The following is a 13,712-nucleotide window of genomic DNA, read 5'->3' as shown; positions in this document are numbered from 1 at the left end:
GATTGTTCAAAAAACACGCATGTTACTTGAGCATTTGCCTGCTCGTTGCACCGCTGGTCGCGACAGCCGAAGACCTGTTGGTGGTGTCGCCGGCCCCGGTGCAATTGGCGCTCTCGCAATTGTCGACCGTTTGCCCAGGCCCGGACGGGCAGGTCGATGCGCCTTCTCTGGCGCGTTTGCAGGCGTTTTATCAGCAGCAGGGCGACGTGGTGCTGTGGTCCGAGGGGGATCGCCGCGCCGCATTGCTAGCCCAACTGCAGTTGCTGGCCGACGATGGCCTGGATCCGACTCACTATAGACTGCCCCCGGCGGATGCCACGGGGAACGTGCTGTGCATCGACATCGGTACCAGCCAGCAGTACCTGCAAGCCCTGCAGGACCTGCATTTCGGCCGCTTGCAGCAGTCGCGCTTCGAGCCCGTCTGGCATTCGCAACCGGCCCCGGACCCCGACACCCAATTGCTGGCCATGGCCGAGGCCGGCATGCAGAACGTCGCCCAAGCCTTCGACCAGGCCCGCCCGAGCGCGCCGCTATACCTTGGCCTGCGCAGCGCCTACGCCGCCTTGCGCCAGCAACCGTTGCAGCATTGGGAAGCCGTGGCCAGCGGCCCGCTGTTGCGCCCGGGCATGGACGATTCGCGGGTGCCGCAACTGGCGCGGCGAATGGTCAATGGCGGCTACCTGAGCGCCACCTCCGCGGGGACGCAATACCGTGGCGAGTTGGTCAACGCGGTCAAGACCTTCCAGCAAAGCCATTCCCTGCAAGCCGACGGCGTGATCGGCCCCGGCACGGTCACCGAGCTGAACATCAGCCCGGCGATTCGCCGCGAACAATTGCGCATCAACCTTGAACGGTTTCGCTGGCTGTCCCGGGACCTGGAACCCGAGGGCGTGCTGGTGAACGTGGCCGCGGCGCAACTGAGCTTCTACCAGGGCGGCGTGCCCGTGTGGCAAACCCGCCTGCAAGTCGGCCGCGCCGACCGCCAGACGCCGCTGCTGAAGTCGCGCATCACCCGGCTGACCCTGAACCCCACCTGGACCATCCCGCCCACCATCATGCGCGAGGACAAGCTGCCGGCGATCCGCCTGAACCCCGAATACCTGCGCCAGCAGAACCTGCAAGTGCTCGACAGCCAGGGCAACCCGCTGGCACCGGAACAGGTGGACTGGTCGCACCCCGGCAACATCCTGCTGCGCCAGGGCGCCGGCCCGCGCAACCCGCTGGGCCGGATCGTGCTGCGCTTTCCCAACCCGTATTCGGTGTACTTGCACGACACGCCGAGCCAGCCGCTGTTCTCCAAGGGCCCGCGGGCCTTCAGTTCGGGATGTGTGAGGGTTGAGCAGCCGCTGCTGTTGCGCGACTTGCTGGTGAGCCCGGCGGAGAAGATCCGCACCGAAGAATTGCTGGCGACGGAAACCACCCACGAGTTCCGGCTCGCGACGCCGGTACCGGTGCTGCTGGGGTATTGGACGGTGCAGGTCGATGGCAAGGGCGCGTTGCTCTACGCGCCGGACATTTACGGGCGCGACCCGGTGTTGATGAAAGCGATGGAGAGTGCGCTCTAGGCGCTTAGCTGAGCGTTGATCATCGTCAGCGCCTCATGGGGAGACAAGCGCGCCGTATCGACGGTCAATGGCGACTCGACCCATGGCTCATATTCATGGGCCAGGACGGACTGCCAGGTGGGCGGCGTGAGCCCCGGAATATCGCTGGTGCGTGATTCCACGCGGCGTTGGTGTTCCGACATGTCGGAGCAAACCACCTGGATATTCACCAGCGGCATACCGGCGCTTAGCGCAGTGTCGCGCCACGCCTGACGACTTTCAGCCACCGGGTTAACGCAATCGACGACAACCGTGCGGCCCAGCAACAGGTTGCTCAACGCCAACGCATTGGCCACATGGTAACCGCTGCTGCCCACACCTTGCTCCAGGACCCCTGCGTCGCGGATGGCCTGCTCGATGGTGTCGATGCGCAGATACACGGCGACGGATTGGCCGGCAAGGGCCTTGGCAATCGTGGTCTTCCCGGTGCCGGGCAGGCCGCTGAACACAATAAGCATGGTCGATCCTTCGAAGGGGTGAGTCGGCTCAGTCTACGGGGCGACTCACTTCAAATAACAGGCGCTGATCCAGTCCGAAGGCTTGGGCGCGAGTTGTTCGGCCACCGGCAGATACCGGGCGTCCAACTGCGCCGCCAGCCAGTACAGCGTATTGCTGCTTTTCGGGTTCCATTCGCCGCTGTAGCCAGGCTCACCTACGCGGGCCCGGTCCCGGTCGAACTGCACGTGGGTATGCACGAACTCTTCGTGGCTGCGCTGGCCTTTGGCATACGGCGCAAGCCAGTCCAGTGCTTCGCTCAGCGAGCCGCCGTGGGGCGCGGTGACGTCCAGCCAGTTGCCGCCAATGCCGTAGGGCTTGGCCGCCAATGCGGCCTGCACCAGCGGCTCCAGGTCGTAGACCACATAGTGCAGGGCGTCACGGTCCTGGAAGTCGCTCACCGAGCCGTCGGGCAGTACGTTGTCGTTGATCTGTTGCCGGAACAGCTGGAAGGCCTGTTCGAGCATCTCGCGGTCGCCCAGTGCGGCGGCGGCCACCGTGACCAGTTTTACGCGGTGGCTCTGCCAGTTATTGGTGTTGGTGGCTTTCTTTTCGCCGTGGAACTGCTTGATGCGCTCGATATAGCCATTGCCCAGGTGGGTCAGCAGCGCGCGGGTGGCGTCGCGGGTCTGGGGGCGAAGGTCGCTGGCGGTGAGGGCGTAGGCGCTGATCAGCATGTCGAGGTTGGTTTCGTCGATCGGGTTGAAGTCCGGCTGGTAGGTGCTGGCCCACGCGCTCAGGTAGTCATCCACTTGCTTGAGGTAGCGCGTGTCACGGCTCAGGCGCCAGGCCAGGGCCGCTTGGCGCATGACTGGCCAATCCTTCTCGGCGGCGATGCTTTGCTCGCGGATGCCGTGGTTCGGCAGGGTACCTTCGGTGTGCAGATGGGGCAGGGCGTCGGGCTGGTCGCCGAGGTGGCGCTGGGCGGCAGCCAGCAGCGATTTGGAGGTCGGATTCGAGGTGGCGGGCTGGCAGGCACTCAGGACCTGGGGCGCGGCAAAGGCGGCGTTGGCGAACGCGGCGAGCAGCGCGGCGAGGGCCACGGTGTGCAGAGGGCGTTGGAGCATGCTGTTCCTCAGGGATGGATTGACCCGATCGGGGCGCAGCCACGCTACCATGCCCGTGATGGGAATTTGATGAAATACCCGCCAGCCCCCTATCCTAGCCCGCCAAGCCCGGTCGAGAACAGGACGCCCCATGACTTTGCAGTTCGTGAAGATGCACGCCCACGGTGATGATTTCATCGTGATCGACCGGCGCGGCCAGGATGACCCGATCACCGCTGAAATCGCCCGCCGCCTGGGTGACCGTCATCGCGGCATCGGCTTCAATCAATTGGCCGTGGTGCTCGACTGCACTGACGCGGCCGCCCGTATCAAATTCTGGAACCCCAACGGCACCCCGCTCGACACCTGCGGCAGCGCCACCCGAGGGGTTGCAGACATGCTGATGCGCGAAGCCGGCACTGCCACCCTCGTGCTGCGAACCAACCGGGGGCTGCTGACCTGCGTGCGCGAATCGGCGCAGCGGGTGTCGGTGGACATGGGGCGGCCGTCAGTGGGCTGGGAAGCTATTCCGCTGGCGCAAGCGATGGACACCGAACGCTTGCCGCTGGAGGGCGACCCGGCGGCGTGCAGCATGGGCAACCCGCATTGCACCTTCTTTGTCGACGACCTGGCGGCGGTCGATATCGCGACGCTTGGGCCGTCGTTGGAAACCCACCCGCTGTTCCCCAACAAGACCAACGTGCATTTCGTGCAAGTGCTGGATCGCAGCCATATCCGCCTGCGCATCTGGGAGCGGGGCGGCGGCATCCCGCAGGGCTCGGGCTCGTGCTGTTGTGGCGCGGTGGTCAACGGGATTCGTCGTGGGCTGTTGGATGACACCGTCGACGTGCAATGCGATGGCGGTACCGTGACGGTGCATTGGGATGGGCGTGGCGGCGTGGTGTTGACGGGGCCAGTCCAAACCGTTGTTCACGGCACTGTGGCTGCCGCGCTCATGGGTGGCGCAATGGAAAGTGCACACTGAAGATGGTGCCCCGGTCCGGGCTTGAGCTCACCGAAACACCTCCATCATGGGCCTTGGCAATTTCCCGCACGATAAACAGCCCCAGGCCAACGCTACGCACCTCACTGTCCTGCTCCGTGCCTCGGGTCATGGGCTCAAACAAGCCGGCCATCAACGCTTCGGGAATCGCCGGGCCGTGGTTGTGCACCGAGAGCCGGCTCTCTTGTGCGTCCTGGTGCGAGGTGACGGTAATCGGCTGTTGCAGGTCGCCGTACGCCACGCTGTTGGCCACCAGGTTGCCGATGATTTGTTGTATGCGGTCGGCATCCAGGAACGTGCGGGCGCTGCCCGTGGCGTGATGTTCGAGGGTCGCCGTGGGGAACGCCACTTGCAACTCGTCGAGACTGTCATGGGTGACGGCGTGCAGGTCGAGTGCTACGGGATTGATGCTGATGCCCTGGCCGACTCTGGCCTGGGTGAAGTCCAGCAAGTCGGCGATCATCCGCTGCGCCCGTTCGGTGGACAGGCCGATATGCCCCAGGAGTTGGCGCTCCTTGGGGCTGCGCTCGCCACGGGCGAGGAACTCCGAGGCCATCTTGATCGCGGTAAGCGGGTTCTTCAGGTCATGGCTGACAATCGCGACCATCTGCTCGGCAAACAGCGCCCGGCGCTGGGCGATTTCATAGGCGCTGCTCAGTTCGGCCTGGGCCTGCTGCAGCGCGACTTCAGTGGCGGTCTTTTCCTGCAACAAGGCTTCAGCCAGTTTGCGGGCATTGAGCAGTTCACGCTCGTACTTGTCGCGGTCGGTGGTGCCGAAGAGGGCCAGTTCGTTATAGGCAATGCCGGCATGTTCGTACCTGACGCCGTTGAGCAATACCGTGACGGTGCGTCGGTCACGGTGCAGCAGGTCGAGTTTTACTTCAGCGATGGAGCCCTGCATTTTCATCAGCGGCGCCAGGTGCGTCTGATGGAAGATCCGCCCGCCCATCGTCAGCAGGTCCTGGAACCGTCGTTCCTTCAACTCCTCGACGCTGAAGCCGGTCCAGTCGCTGAAGCACTGGTTGGCCTGCACGATGGTGCCGTCTTCCCGGGTGACTACCAAGGCGCAGGGCGCACCGTCGAACAAACGTTGAGAGTCCGGCAACGACAGGTTATCGGCTGGCATCGGCACCCACCCATGGCAACAGGAAACTGTCCATGGCCGCTGAACAGGCTCCGGGTGCGCTCATGTGCGGGCAATGCCCCACGTTATCGACCAGGCAGTACGTGCTGGCGGGCAACGCGGCATGCAGGTACTCACCGACGCACACCGGTGCGATCAAGTCGTCGGTGGATTGCAGAATCAGGGTGGGGGTCATCAGGCCCGCGATGTCCTGGCGGTTGTCCGACAGGAAGGTTACCCGTGCGAAGCGCTTGGCGATGTCCGGCTCGGTGCGGCAGAAACTGTTGGTCAGTTCTTCGCCGAGTGCAGGTTGCCCGGGTGCGCCCATGATTACCGGGGCCATGGTGCTGGACCAGCCGAGGTAATTGCTGTCGAGGGTATCGAGCAACGAATGGATATCGTCGAGGGTGAACCCGCCCGTGTAGTCACCGGAATCGATATAGCAGGGCGAAGGACCGATCATCACATGGGCGGCGATTGTTCCGGGCGCCTGGCGATCGGCCAGGGCGCCGATCATCGCGCTGACGGAGTGCCCCACCAGCACCACCGGGCCCACGGCGTATTCATCAACAATCTCGCCCAAGTCGTGGGCGTAGCCGGCGAGTGAGCTGTATTTTTCGCTGTCGTACGCGTCCAGATCAGACTGGCCAGCCCCCACCAGGTCATACAGCACCACGCGGAAACGGCCGGTGAAGTGTGGAAACAGATAATTCCACATGGTTTGATCACACCCGAAGCCATGGGAGAAAACCAGGGTCGAGGGACCGCTGCCATACACCCTGACGTTGTTGCGCTGCTGAAGGTCCATGGCGTTCTCGTGTAGGGCGTGTGTGGGGGTGGCGTAAGTCTAGATAGTCGGTGGCGTCGGGTCACCTGTTTATAGCGTCGATAGGGTAAAGTCGGCCGATTCAGGATGAAACTTCAGGTAACAAAACATGATGGTGTTCCTACGGCAATGTGTCTTGGGCTTGCTACTGATCGTTTCCGGCTCGCAGGTGTGGGCCGATACCGTTCCCCCGGCGCCGGTCACGGTTGCGCTGGACCGGCGCGTGATCGACCTGACCCAAACCCTCGACGCTGCCACTCAATCGCGTATGACCACGCAACTCGCCGGTCTGGAACAACGCAAGGGCGCACAGGTGGCGGTGATGCTGCTGCCGAGCACCGATGGCGTGGGCATCGAGGACTTCGCCAACCAACTGTTCCGCGCCTGGAAACTGGGGCGCAAGGACGTCAACGACGGCATCCTGCTGCTGGTGGCGAAGGACGATCGCAAGGTGCGGATCGAAGTCGGTTACGGCCTGGAAGGCGTGGTCACCGACCTGCTGGCCCACCGCATCATCGAAGAACACATCACCCCGGCGTTTCGCCAGGGCGATTACGCCGGCGGCGTGCAGCAGGCGGTGGACGACCTGACGCTGTTGGTGGACGGCGGCAATTTGCCCGAGGTGGCCAAGGCCGGTTTTCCGCCTGAAGCGTATGCGGTGCTCCTCGCGTTCATTTTCGGCGGGGTGGTCGGGGTATTGATGGGCGCCGAAAAACTCCCTTGGCGCCGGGCCCTGATGGCGGTGGTCGTTGTCACCGTGGCGCTGGTGGCGGTTGCGGGCGGCAAGGACTGGCCGGTCTATTTGCTGTTGCTGCCCCTGTGCATGCTGATCGGTGGCGCTACTTTCGGCGCGCTGTGGCAGGCGAGGGCGGCGTTTTACACCGTGCTGGTGCTGTTGGGCTATATCGCCGGCGTGCTGCTGACCGATAACTTCGTGCGCGAGATATCCCTTATTCACTGGCTGGCTTATCCATTCGCAGGGTTGCTGGTCCTGGGCCTGTATCTCGGCCTGTTCCTAGTGATGAAGAGCATGTGGCAAGAGAGCCAGGTGGGCTTTATCGTGCGGCTGGTGGCGGTGCTGGCGGTGTACGGGATCGTCGGGGCATTGATTGACAAGGGCGCCACGGGATGGCTGCTGGCGTTTCCTTTCGCTTCGTTCGCGGCGCTGTTCATCTTTGCCCACGGTATCAGCGGCGGGTCGGGGTCGGGGTCTGGTGGGGGCTCCAGCTCCTCCGGTTCGAGTTCCAGTTCCAGCAGCAGCTCATCGGGTGGTGGTGGTTCCAGTGGTGGGGGTGGGGCGTCGGGGAGTTGGTAAGCCTCCCCCGGAAGCTAGGCGGGCTTGTAGGCAATCCAGCCCTTGAAGCTGAAGCCCGCGTAGAACAGTTCCACACCTTCGAAGCCTGCCTCCCGTAGCAGCGCTTCATCGTCGTTGGGTGACAGCACCGGCAAGTGGCTGCTGATGGCGGCAATCGCCCGCAGGGCATCTTCAGCCGGTACGCCGGAATCCACGGCATAGGCCGCATAACGCTTCAGCCAGCGCGCTTTTTCCTCTGGCGACGACTGCGGGAAGCTGTGATGCGCCGCAATCAAAGGCGCGCCCGGCAACAAGCGCCGCCACAGTTCTTTCAAGGTTTGCAGACGCTCTTCGGCCGGGATGAAGTGCAAGGTCAGCAAGGACGTGGCGGCATCGAACGGCCCCTCGGGCGCGGTATCGATATAGCCTTCATGCAACTGCACTCGGGCCATCAGCGGACCCAAGGTGGCCTCGGCCAGCTTCAGCATCTCGGCAGACGGGTCCACCCCCACAAACTGCCACTCGGGCTGACTGTCGGCAAACTTCTTCAACTCCAGCCCACCGCCTGCGCCGAGTACCAATACCTTGCCGGTGGCCGAGACGCTTTCGCGCAGCAGCAGCGTGCTCATGCGCTGCAAGGACTCGAAACCCGGCACCAGCCTCACCGGGCCTTCGGCGTAGCGGGCGACAGCGTCGGGATCTGAAAACCAGGTCATTGCTGGCTCCTGTTGGCGGGGGAAGCGACAACCCTACTGGGGCAAATTCAGGCTGGCAATTGAAGAGATGTGCAGTTGTGTTAAAACGTTGCCTTTGCTGATTTTGAGAGTACCCCTCGAATGCTTCCCGACATGCTTATCCGCGATGCACGGCCTGAAGACGCGTTATGCGTTGGTGTGCTGGGCATGCAGGTTTTTCTCGATACTTACGCCACCGAAGGCATTCGCGACTCAATCGCCGCCGAGGCGCTGCAAGCGTTTTCGCCCCAGACGATTTCCGCGCTGATCGCCCAGCCGGGCACGGCCATCATCGTCGCTGAAGCGAACGGGCATCTGGTGGGGTTTGCCCAGGTGGCGATGGACACCAGCCATGCGCTGATCTCAACCCCGAAACCGGCGGAGTTGCAGCGGCTCTACATCCAGGAACGGTTTACCGGGCTCGGACTCGGCTACCGTTTGCTGCAAGCGGCTGAACAGCGTGCAGGGCAGGGTGGCGCTTCTTTGTTGTGGGCGACGGTGTGGGTCGGCAACGAGCGGGCGCTGGGTTTTTACCCGCGTCGTGGTTATGAGCTACTGGGGGCGCCTGCGTATACGTTCCAGAATGAAACCCATGAAAATCGGTTGTTTGGCAAAAGGCTTGGCGTCTAGCCGTCAGAGCGTTTTGCTGAGGAAAACCCGGCTGCTGCCTTGCGGGTCGCAGGGTATTTCACCAAAACGTACCCACCCATTCTTCTCGTAAAATTCCGGGGCCTGGAAACTGATGGTGTACAGCACCGCCGAGCGGCACCCTCGGTGACGGGCTTCGTCTTCGAACGCCTTCAGCAGCGATGTACCCAGGCCTGAACCACGCAGCGCATCGGGCAAATGGAACAGGTCGAGGAACGCCATGCCGAGGCTGGTTTTGCCGGTGATGCCGCCGAGGGTTTCACCGGTGTCGGGATCCTTGATCAGCACCGTCAACGGACGTCGGTCATTGGAGCCGGTGATGTGTTCGTTGAAGGCGGCGAGTCCCTTGCCGAGAAGCTGCTCGGCTTCGGCGTCTGGTTGGTCACCTATCTCAATCAAATGCTGTTTCATCAGGTTCTGCTCCCTGTCAAAGCCGTTCCCGCACCATCCGCATCAGCCGTTCACCCACCTGATCCACGCCTTTGTTTTGCGCAACCACCTGGGCACCTTCCATCAACAACGTCAGCTCTTCAGCCAGCTCCCCGGGCTTGCTCGCCTTGAGCTGCGTGCACAGCAGCTTCACCCGCTCAAACTGGCGTTTTTTATGCGCCTGGATCAGCGCTCGCGCAGGGTGATCGGCCTCCGGAATTTCCGCGAGGGTGTTGGTAAACGGGCAACCGCGATAGCCCGCCCGTTCCAGGTCGTCGACGATAAAAACCGCCAAGCCCAGCAGCTGTTCCCTGGGGGAGTCGGGGTGTTGCTGCGCCAGGCCATCCAGCACATCGCTGTAGCTTTCCGTCAGGCGCTCCAGCCACTCCAGCACCAGCGCATCCTTATTCTCGAAATGCCGGTACACGGTCATCTTGGTCGAGGCGGCCAGTGCCGCAATGGCATCCACGCTGACACGGGTGATGCCCTGTTCGACAAACAGCGTTTGCGCCGCATCGACGATCCGCTCGCGTGGCGGCAGTTGAGGTGTCCGTTGCGCACGCATGCACATTCTCCACTTGACAGCGATACCATTGAGTATCGCATGATACTTATCAGTATCGTCCGATACCGAAGAGTATTCATCATACCCGTTTGGAGGGTTTCATGTACCTGTCTGAATATGCCGATCAGGATGCTACCGGCCTGGCACGCCTGATCCACACCCACGCTGTCAGTGTCGACGAGGTGCGCGCGGTGGCCCTGCAAGCCATCTTAGCCGTCAACCCGCAGATCAACGCCTTGGTGGGAGCCTGGGACGATGAACCGGTTGCGGCCCAAGGCCCGTTCCATGGCGTGCCGCTGCTGCTCAAAGACCTGGGCGTCAGCGCCGCAGGCCGACGCAATGAACTCGGCAGCGCGCTCGCGCAGGGCTGCACCGCCGATGCCGACTCGGAACTGATGACCCGTCTGCGCCGCGCCGGCCTTATGCCGCTGGGCCGCACCACCACCCCCGAATTCGCCGCCAGCACCACCACCGAAAGCCGCTTTTCAGGCCCCACCCGCAACCCGTGGGACGTGCAGCGCAGCGCCGGTGGTTCCAGCGGCGGCTCGGCAGCGGCGGTGGCGGCGGGGTTGGTACCGGTGGCGCATGCGACCGATGGCGGCGGCTCAATCCGCGTACCCGCGTCCATGTGCGGCCTGTTCGGGCTCAAGCCGAGCCGTGGTCGCGTGCCCATGGGGCCGGACGTCGACGAAGTCTGGAGTGGTTTGGCAGTGCACGGGGTATTGACCCGTTCGGTACGCGACAGCGCTGGCATGCTCGACGCGATCCATGGCGGCGCGCCTGGAGATCCGTTTCACATAGCACCGCCAGAAAGCAGCTTTTCGGCGCTTGCCCAACGGGCGCCCGGTTCGTTGCGCATTGCCCTCCAGAGCCTGCCTTTAAACGGGCAGAAGCTGCATCCGGCGGTGGAACAGGCGCTGTTCAATAGCGCCAAACAACTGGAAGCACTGGGTCATCAGGTTGAAGAAATCCAGCCGGACATTGGCGTGAGTTGGGAAGCGTTTGTCGAACTCAATGCGCGTTTCTGGTCGTCGAACACGGCAGCCTGGATAGATGCAGTTGCCGGCGCGACGGGTCGTTCGATCAGTGCTGAATACCTGGAACCGGCGACACTGGCGTTGTATCGCCTGGGCAAGTCACTGCAAGCGACAGACCTGTTGGGTGCCCTGTGGGAACGCAACATCGTCGCGCGCCACATGGGTGACCTGTTCCAGCGATATGACGTGCTGCTGTCGCCCACACTGCCCGGGCTGGCGCCGATGATCGGCGACTACAACCAGGGCCAGGCGCAACTGGACGGGCGAGGGTGGATGAATCGAGTGTTTGCGCATTCGCCGTTTACCGCGCTGGCCAACGTCATTGGCGCGCCGGCGATGTCGGTGCCGCTGGGTCATGATTCCCGGAGCGGGCTGCCGATCGGCATGCAGTTCATGGGCGCGTTTGGCCAGGAGGGCATGTTGCTTGGCCTGGCGACGCAGCTGGAACGGGCAACGCCTTGGGCTGCACGTCGCCCGCACGTGTGGGCCGGGGGAAACCTGTAACCCAAGGCAAATGCTTTCCCTGTGGCGAGGGAGCTTGCTCCCGCTGGGCTGTGCAGCAGCCCCAAAACCAGTCACCAGGTCTCTGAAAAACCGCATCCACTGAATCAGGGGCGCTTCGCACCCCAACGGGAGCAAGCTCCCTCGCCACAGGGGGGAGTGCGATGGCTAGATATCCATCACCATCTCATGCCACGCCATCCCGCCGTGGTCCGACGCCGACGGCTGCACATAGCGATAGCCCATGCGCTTATACAGCTCCACATGGCGGTCCTTGCACATCAGGTGAATGGTCTTCTTGCCCATCGCCTGCATGCGCTGCAGGAACTCCGTCATCAAGCGCGTGGAGTAGCCCTTGCCTTGCTGGGCGGGATCCACCACCACCGACATGATCACCACATTCGGCGCATCGGCTGAATGCCCGACCAACTCCTTGAAGGCCTCATCCGACATCACCACTTCATCGGCGCAACCGCAGTTGATGAAACCGACCACAACACCATCCGCCTCCAGGATCAGAAAGCCTTGCGGGTACAGCGCAATGCGCGTGGCGATCTTTTCCAGGGTCGCGGCTTCGTCGCCTTCGTAGGCGGTGATTTCGATTTCGTAGCAACGGTTGGCGTCGGCGGGGTTGGCGTTACGGAAGGTGAGGGCGGGCATTGGGTTACCGGAGAAGTTGAACGACGGCCCCCATGATAAAGAAAGAACACCCCGACAGCACCGCCGAACACAAAACCCACTCACACCACCGACCCCCTGTGGGAGCCGTCGAGCTTTAGCGAGGCCGCGATGGCGGCCTTCCTGGAACCATCAATATTCGCCAAGCCGGATAACTGGAAAACCCGCAAATGCGGGTTTTCTCGTAACTGAGCCAGGCTCTATTAAACCCCACCCACCAACTTCCCCCCCTCCAACCGCCGCTTATACGCACTGTCCCGACTCGCCAACCAGAAATACAACGGCGACGTCACCACCAACCCCACCAACCAGGACAAATCCGCCCCGTTGATATGCGCCGAAATCGGCCCGACATACAGCGGCGTATTCATAAACGGAATCTGCACCACAATCCCCACCGCATACGCCACCAGCGCCTGGGGGTTGTACCGGCCATAAATCCCGCCATCCACCCGAAAGATCGAACCGATGTCGTACTTGCCCTTATGGATCGCATAGAAGTCGATCAGGTTGATCGCCGTCCACGGCACCAGTACCACCAGCAGCACCAGCACCATGTCCACGAAGTGCCCGATAAAATCCTTCGACGCAAACACCGCTGCAATCGAGCACGCCGCCAGCACCAGCACCGAGATCACGGCACGCGCCTTGGCGGTAGGGATCCAGCGGTAGGCAAAGGTCTGTACCAGGGTGATCAATGACAGCACGGCGCCGTACAGGTTAAGTGCGTTGTGGCTGATCACACTAAGCAGGAACAGCAACAGCATCAGCGGGCCAATGGAGCCGGTCGCCAGTTTGACCGCGTCCATGGTGTCCATGCCCACCGGCGTTGCCAGTACCGCAACCGCACCAAAGATGAACGACAGGCTGGAACCGAGCACGGTGCCCAAATAGGTGGTCCAGAAGGTCGACGCCACCGGCACATCCGCCGGCAGGTAGCGGGAGTAGTCAGACACATACGGCGCAAACGCGATCTGCCACAGCGCGGCCAGCGACACGGTGGCCAGCCAGCCGGAGATGTTGAAGTTACCGCGTGTCAGGAAGTCGGCCGTCTGCACATGGGTGAAGATGTAGCCGAACCCCAGCACGATGCCCGCGCCCAGCACCCAGGTGCCGATGCGGTTGAGGACGTGGATGAAGCGGTAGCCGATGATGCCGATGATCCCCGAGCCGATGGCGCCGATGACGATGCCTACCGGTACCGGGATCGCGTCGACGACGCCGTGCAGGGATTTGCCCGCCAATACGATGTTGGAGGCGAAGAAGCCGATGTACATCACGCCGGCGATCACCACCACCAGCAGTGCGCCGAGGGAGCCGAACTGGGCGCGGCTCTGGATCATTTGCGGGATGCCCATCTGCGGGCCCTGGGCCGAGTGCAGCGCCATCAGCACGCCGCCGACGAGGTGGCCGACGAGGATGGCGATGATGCCCCACACCAGGTTAAGGCCGAACAGTTGCACGGCCAGCGCGCCGGTGACGATGGGCAACGGCGCGATGTTGCCGCCGAACCACAGGGTGAACAGGTCTCTTACCTTTCCGTGGCGATCTTCCGGGGGCACGTATCCAATCGTGTGTTTTTCGATAAGCGGGGCGGAGGATGTTGCAGTGGTAACCATGACGAGCTCCAAGGCAAGGTGAGTACGTTGACGTACTTCGCTGGGCGGCGCGTGTGCGTCGCTTTTGTTGTTGGAGTGATCATGTGCAATGGTCACAGGGAGGTAAATTA

At 62.8% G+C, this 13,712-nt stretch carries 14 protein-coding genes; 5 read left to right on the top strand and 9 right to left on the bottom strand.

Annotated features, from left to right (window positions below):
• The first annotated feature begins 2 nt into the window (after positions 1-2).
• Entirely contained in the window at positions 3-1,565 is a 1,563-nt protein-coding gene (locus tag HX811_RS03940; protein WP_177044837.1) for a murein L,D-transpeptidase, read from the top strand.
• Here the strand turns inward: HX811_RS03940 and HX811_RS03935 are convergent.
• On the bottom strand, positions 1,562-2,062 hold the full coding sequence (locus tag HX811_RS03935) for an AAA family ATPase (RefSeq protein ID WP_177044835.1): 501 nt from the start codon (positions 2,060-2,062) through the stop codon (positions 1,562-1,564). The genes HX811_RS03940 and HX811_RS03935 overlap by 4 nt on opposite strands.
• Positions 2,063-2,107: 45 nt before the next feature.
• The gene (locus HX811_RS03930; RefSeq protein WP_177019944.1) at positions 2,108-3,166 is read right to left on the bottom strand and encodes an alginate lyase family protein; all 1,059 of its coding nucleotides are present in this window, start codon (positions 3,164-3,166) and stop codon (positions 2,108-2,110) included.
• Between the two features lie 130 nt (positions 3,167-3,296).
• Between HX811_RS03930 and dapF the strand changes: the two genes are divergently transcribed.
• On the top strand, positions 3,297-4,130 hold the full coding sequence (dapF, locus tag HX811_RS03925) for a diaminopimelate epimerase (RefSeq protein WP_177044833.1): 834 nt from the start codon (positions 3,297-3,299) through the stop codon (positions 4,128-4,130).
• Here dapF and HX811_RS03920 read toward each other — a convergent pair.
• Both HX811_RS03920 and HX811_RS03915 read right to left on the bottom strand, forming a co-directional pair.
• Positions 4,099-5,274, bottom strand: coding sequence for a PAS domain-containing sensor histidine kinase (locus tag HX811_RS03920; protein ID WP_177044831.1), 1,176 nt, complete (start codon positions 5,272-5,274; stop codon positions 4,099-4,101). The genes dapF and HX811_RS03920 overlap by 32 nt on opposite strands.
• Positions 5,261-6,079: an alpha/beta fold hydrolase gene (locus tag HX811_RS03915; protein ID WP_177044829.1), complete on the bottom strand. Its 819-nt coding sequence runs from the start codon at positions 6,077-6,079 to the stop codon at positions 5,261-5,263. Before HX811_RS03915 ends, HX811_RS03920 begins: the two co-directional genes overlap by 14 nt.
• A gap of 127 nt (positions 6,080-6,206) precedes the next feature.
• Between HX811_RS03915 and HX811_RS03910 the strand changes: the two genes are divergently transcribed.
• On the top strand, positions 6,207-7,412 hold the full coding sequence (locus HX811_RS03910; protein ID WP_177044827.1) for a YgcG family protein: 1,206 nt from the start codon (positions 6,207-6,209) through the stop codon (positions 7,410-7,412).
• A gap of 14 nt (positions 7,413-7,426) precedes the next feature.
• Here the strand turns inward: HX811_RS03910 and HX811_RS03905 are convergent, their stop codons facing one another.
• Entirely contained in the window at positions 7,427-8,107 is a 681-nt protein-coding gene (locus HX811_RS03905) for a class I SAM-dependent methyltransferase (RefSeq protein ID WP_177044825.1), read from the bottom strand.
• 132 nt (positions 8,108-8,239) lie between these two features.
• On the opposite strand from HX811_RS03905, the gene HX811_RS03900 reads away from it, so the two are divergent.
• Positions 8,240-8,755, top strand: a complete 516-nt coding sequence (locus tag HX811_RS03900) for a GNAT family N-acetyltransferase (protein WP_256344371.1) — start codon at positions 8,240-8,242, stop codon at positions 8,753-8,755.
• 3 nt (positions 8,756-8,758) lie between these two features.
• Here the strand turns inward: HX811_RS03900 and HX811_RS03895 are convergent, their stop codons facing one another.
• Together HX811_RS03895 and HX811_RS03890 are read right to left on the bottom strand one after the other, a co-directional pair.
• Positions 8,759-9,184 (bottom strand): N-acetyltransferase, encoded by a 426-nt coding sequence (locus HX811_RS03895; RefSeq protein WP_008435362.1) that lies wholly within the window; start codon positions 9,182-9,184, stop codon positions 8,759-8,761.
• Between the two features lie 16 nt (positions 9,185-9,200).
• Positions 9,201-9,767 carry a TetR/AcrR family transcriptional regulator gene (locus HX811_RS03890; protein WP_177019951.1) on the bottom strand — a complete coding sequence of 189 codons (567 nt, stop codon included), beginning with the start codon at positions 9,765-9,767 and terminating at the stop codon, positions 9,201-9,203.
• A 101-nt stretch (positions 9,768-9,868) separates the two neighbouring features.
• Here HX811_RS03890 and HX811_RS03885 point away from each other — a divergent pair, with 101 nt between their 5' ends.
• Positions 9,869-11,308 (top strand): amidase, encoded by a 1,440-nt coding sequence (locus HX811_RS03885; RefSeq protein ID WP_177044821.1) that lies wholly within the window; start codon positions 9,869-9,871, stop codon positions 11,306-11,308.
• Positions 11,309-11,473: 165 nt separating this feature from the next.
• On the opposite strand, the gene HX811_RS03880 is transcribed toward HX811_RS03885, so the two are convergent.
• Positions 11,474-11,965: a GNAT family N-acetyltransferase gene (locus HX811_RS03880; RefSeq protein WP_177044820.1), complete on the bottom strand. Its 492-nt coding sequence runs from the start codon at positions 11,963-11,965 to the stop codon at positions 11,474-11,476.
• Positions 11,966-12,186: 221 nt separating this feature from the next.
• Positions 12,187-13,602: a cytosine permease gene (locus HX811_RS03875; protein ID WP_003210161.1), complete on the bottom strand. Its 1,416-nt coding sequence runs from the start codon at positions 13,600-13,602 to the stop codon at positions 12,187-12,189.
• Positions 13,603-13,712: the final 110 nt, after the last annotated feature.

Origin of the sequence: Pseudomonas sp. F8002 (genome assembly GCF_013385495.1) — a bacterium.
GTDB lineage: Bacteria > Pseudomonadota > Gammaproteobacteria > Pseudomonadales > Pseudomonadaceae > Aquipseudomonas.
The sequence above is the reverse complement of the archived record's forward strand: the minus strand, read 5'-3'. Positions and strand labels throughout refer to the sequence as shown.

Excerpts from the sequence above, each read along its gene's own strand:
- HX811_RS03935 (WP_177044835.1), bottom strand. The coding sequence starts at position 2,062 with ATGCTTATTGTGTTCAGCGGCCTGCCCGGCACCGGGAAGACCACGATT.
- HX811_RS03930 (WP_177019944.1), bottom strand. The coding sequence starts at position 3,166 with ATGCTCCAACGCCCTCTGCACACCGTGGCCCTCGCCGCGCTGCTCGCC.
- dapF (WP_177044833.1), top strand. The coding sequence starts at position 3,297 with ATGACTTTGCAGTTCGTGAAGATGCACGCCCACGGTGATGATTTCATC.
- HX811_RS03920 (WP_177044831.1), bottom strand. The coding sequence starts at position 5,274 with ATGCCAGCCGATAACCTGTCGTTGCCGGACTCTCAACGTTTGTTCGAC.
- HX811_RS03915 (WP_177044829.1), bottom strand. The coding sequence starts at position 6,079 with ATGGACCTTCAGCAGCGCAACAACGTCAGGGTGTATGGCAGCGGTCCC.
- HX811_RS03910 (WP_177044827.1), top strand. The coding sequence starts at position 6,207 with ATGATGGTGTTCCTACGGCAATGTGTCTTGGGCTTGCTACTGATCGTT.
- HX811_RS03905 (WP_177044825.1), bottom strand. The coding sequence starts at position 8,107 with ATGACCTGGTTTTCAGATCCCGACGCTGTCGCCCGCTACGCCGAAGGC.
- HX811_RS03900 (WP_256344371.1), top strand. The coding sequence starts at position 8,240 with ATGCTTATCCGCGATGCACGGCCTGAAGACGCGTTATGCGTTGGTGTG.
- HX811_RS03895 (WP_008435362.1), bottom strand. The coding sequence starts at position 9,184 with ATGAAACAGCATTTGATTGAGATAGGTGACCAACCAGACGCCGAAGCC.
- HX811_RS03890 (WP_177019951.1), bottom strand. The coding sequence starts at position 9,767 with ATGCGTGCGCAACGGACACCTCAACTGCCGCCACGCGAGCGGATCGTC.
- HX811_RS03885 (WP_177044821.1), top strand. The coding sequence starts at position 9,869 with ATGTACCTGTCTGAATATGCCGATCAGGATGCTACCGGCCTGGCACGC.
- HX811_RS03880 (WP_177044820.1), bottom strand. The coding sequence starts at position 11,965 with ATGCCCGCCCTCACCTTCCGTAACGCCAACCCCGCCGACGCCAACCGT.
- HX811_RS03875 (WP_003210161.1), bottom strand. The coding sequence starts at position 13,602 with ATGGTTACCACTGCAACATCCTCCGCCCCGCTTATCGAAAAACACACG.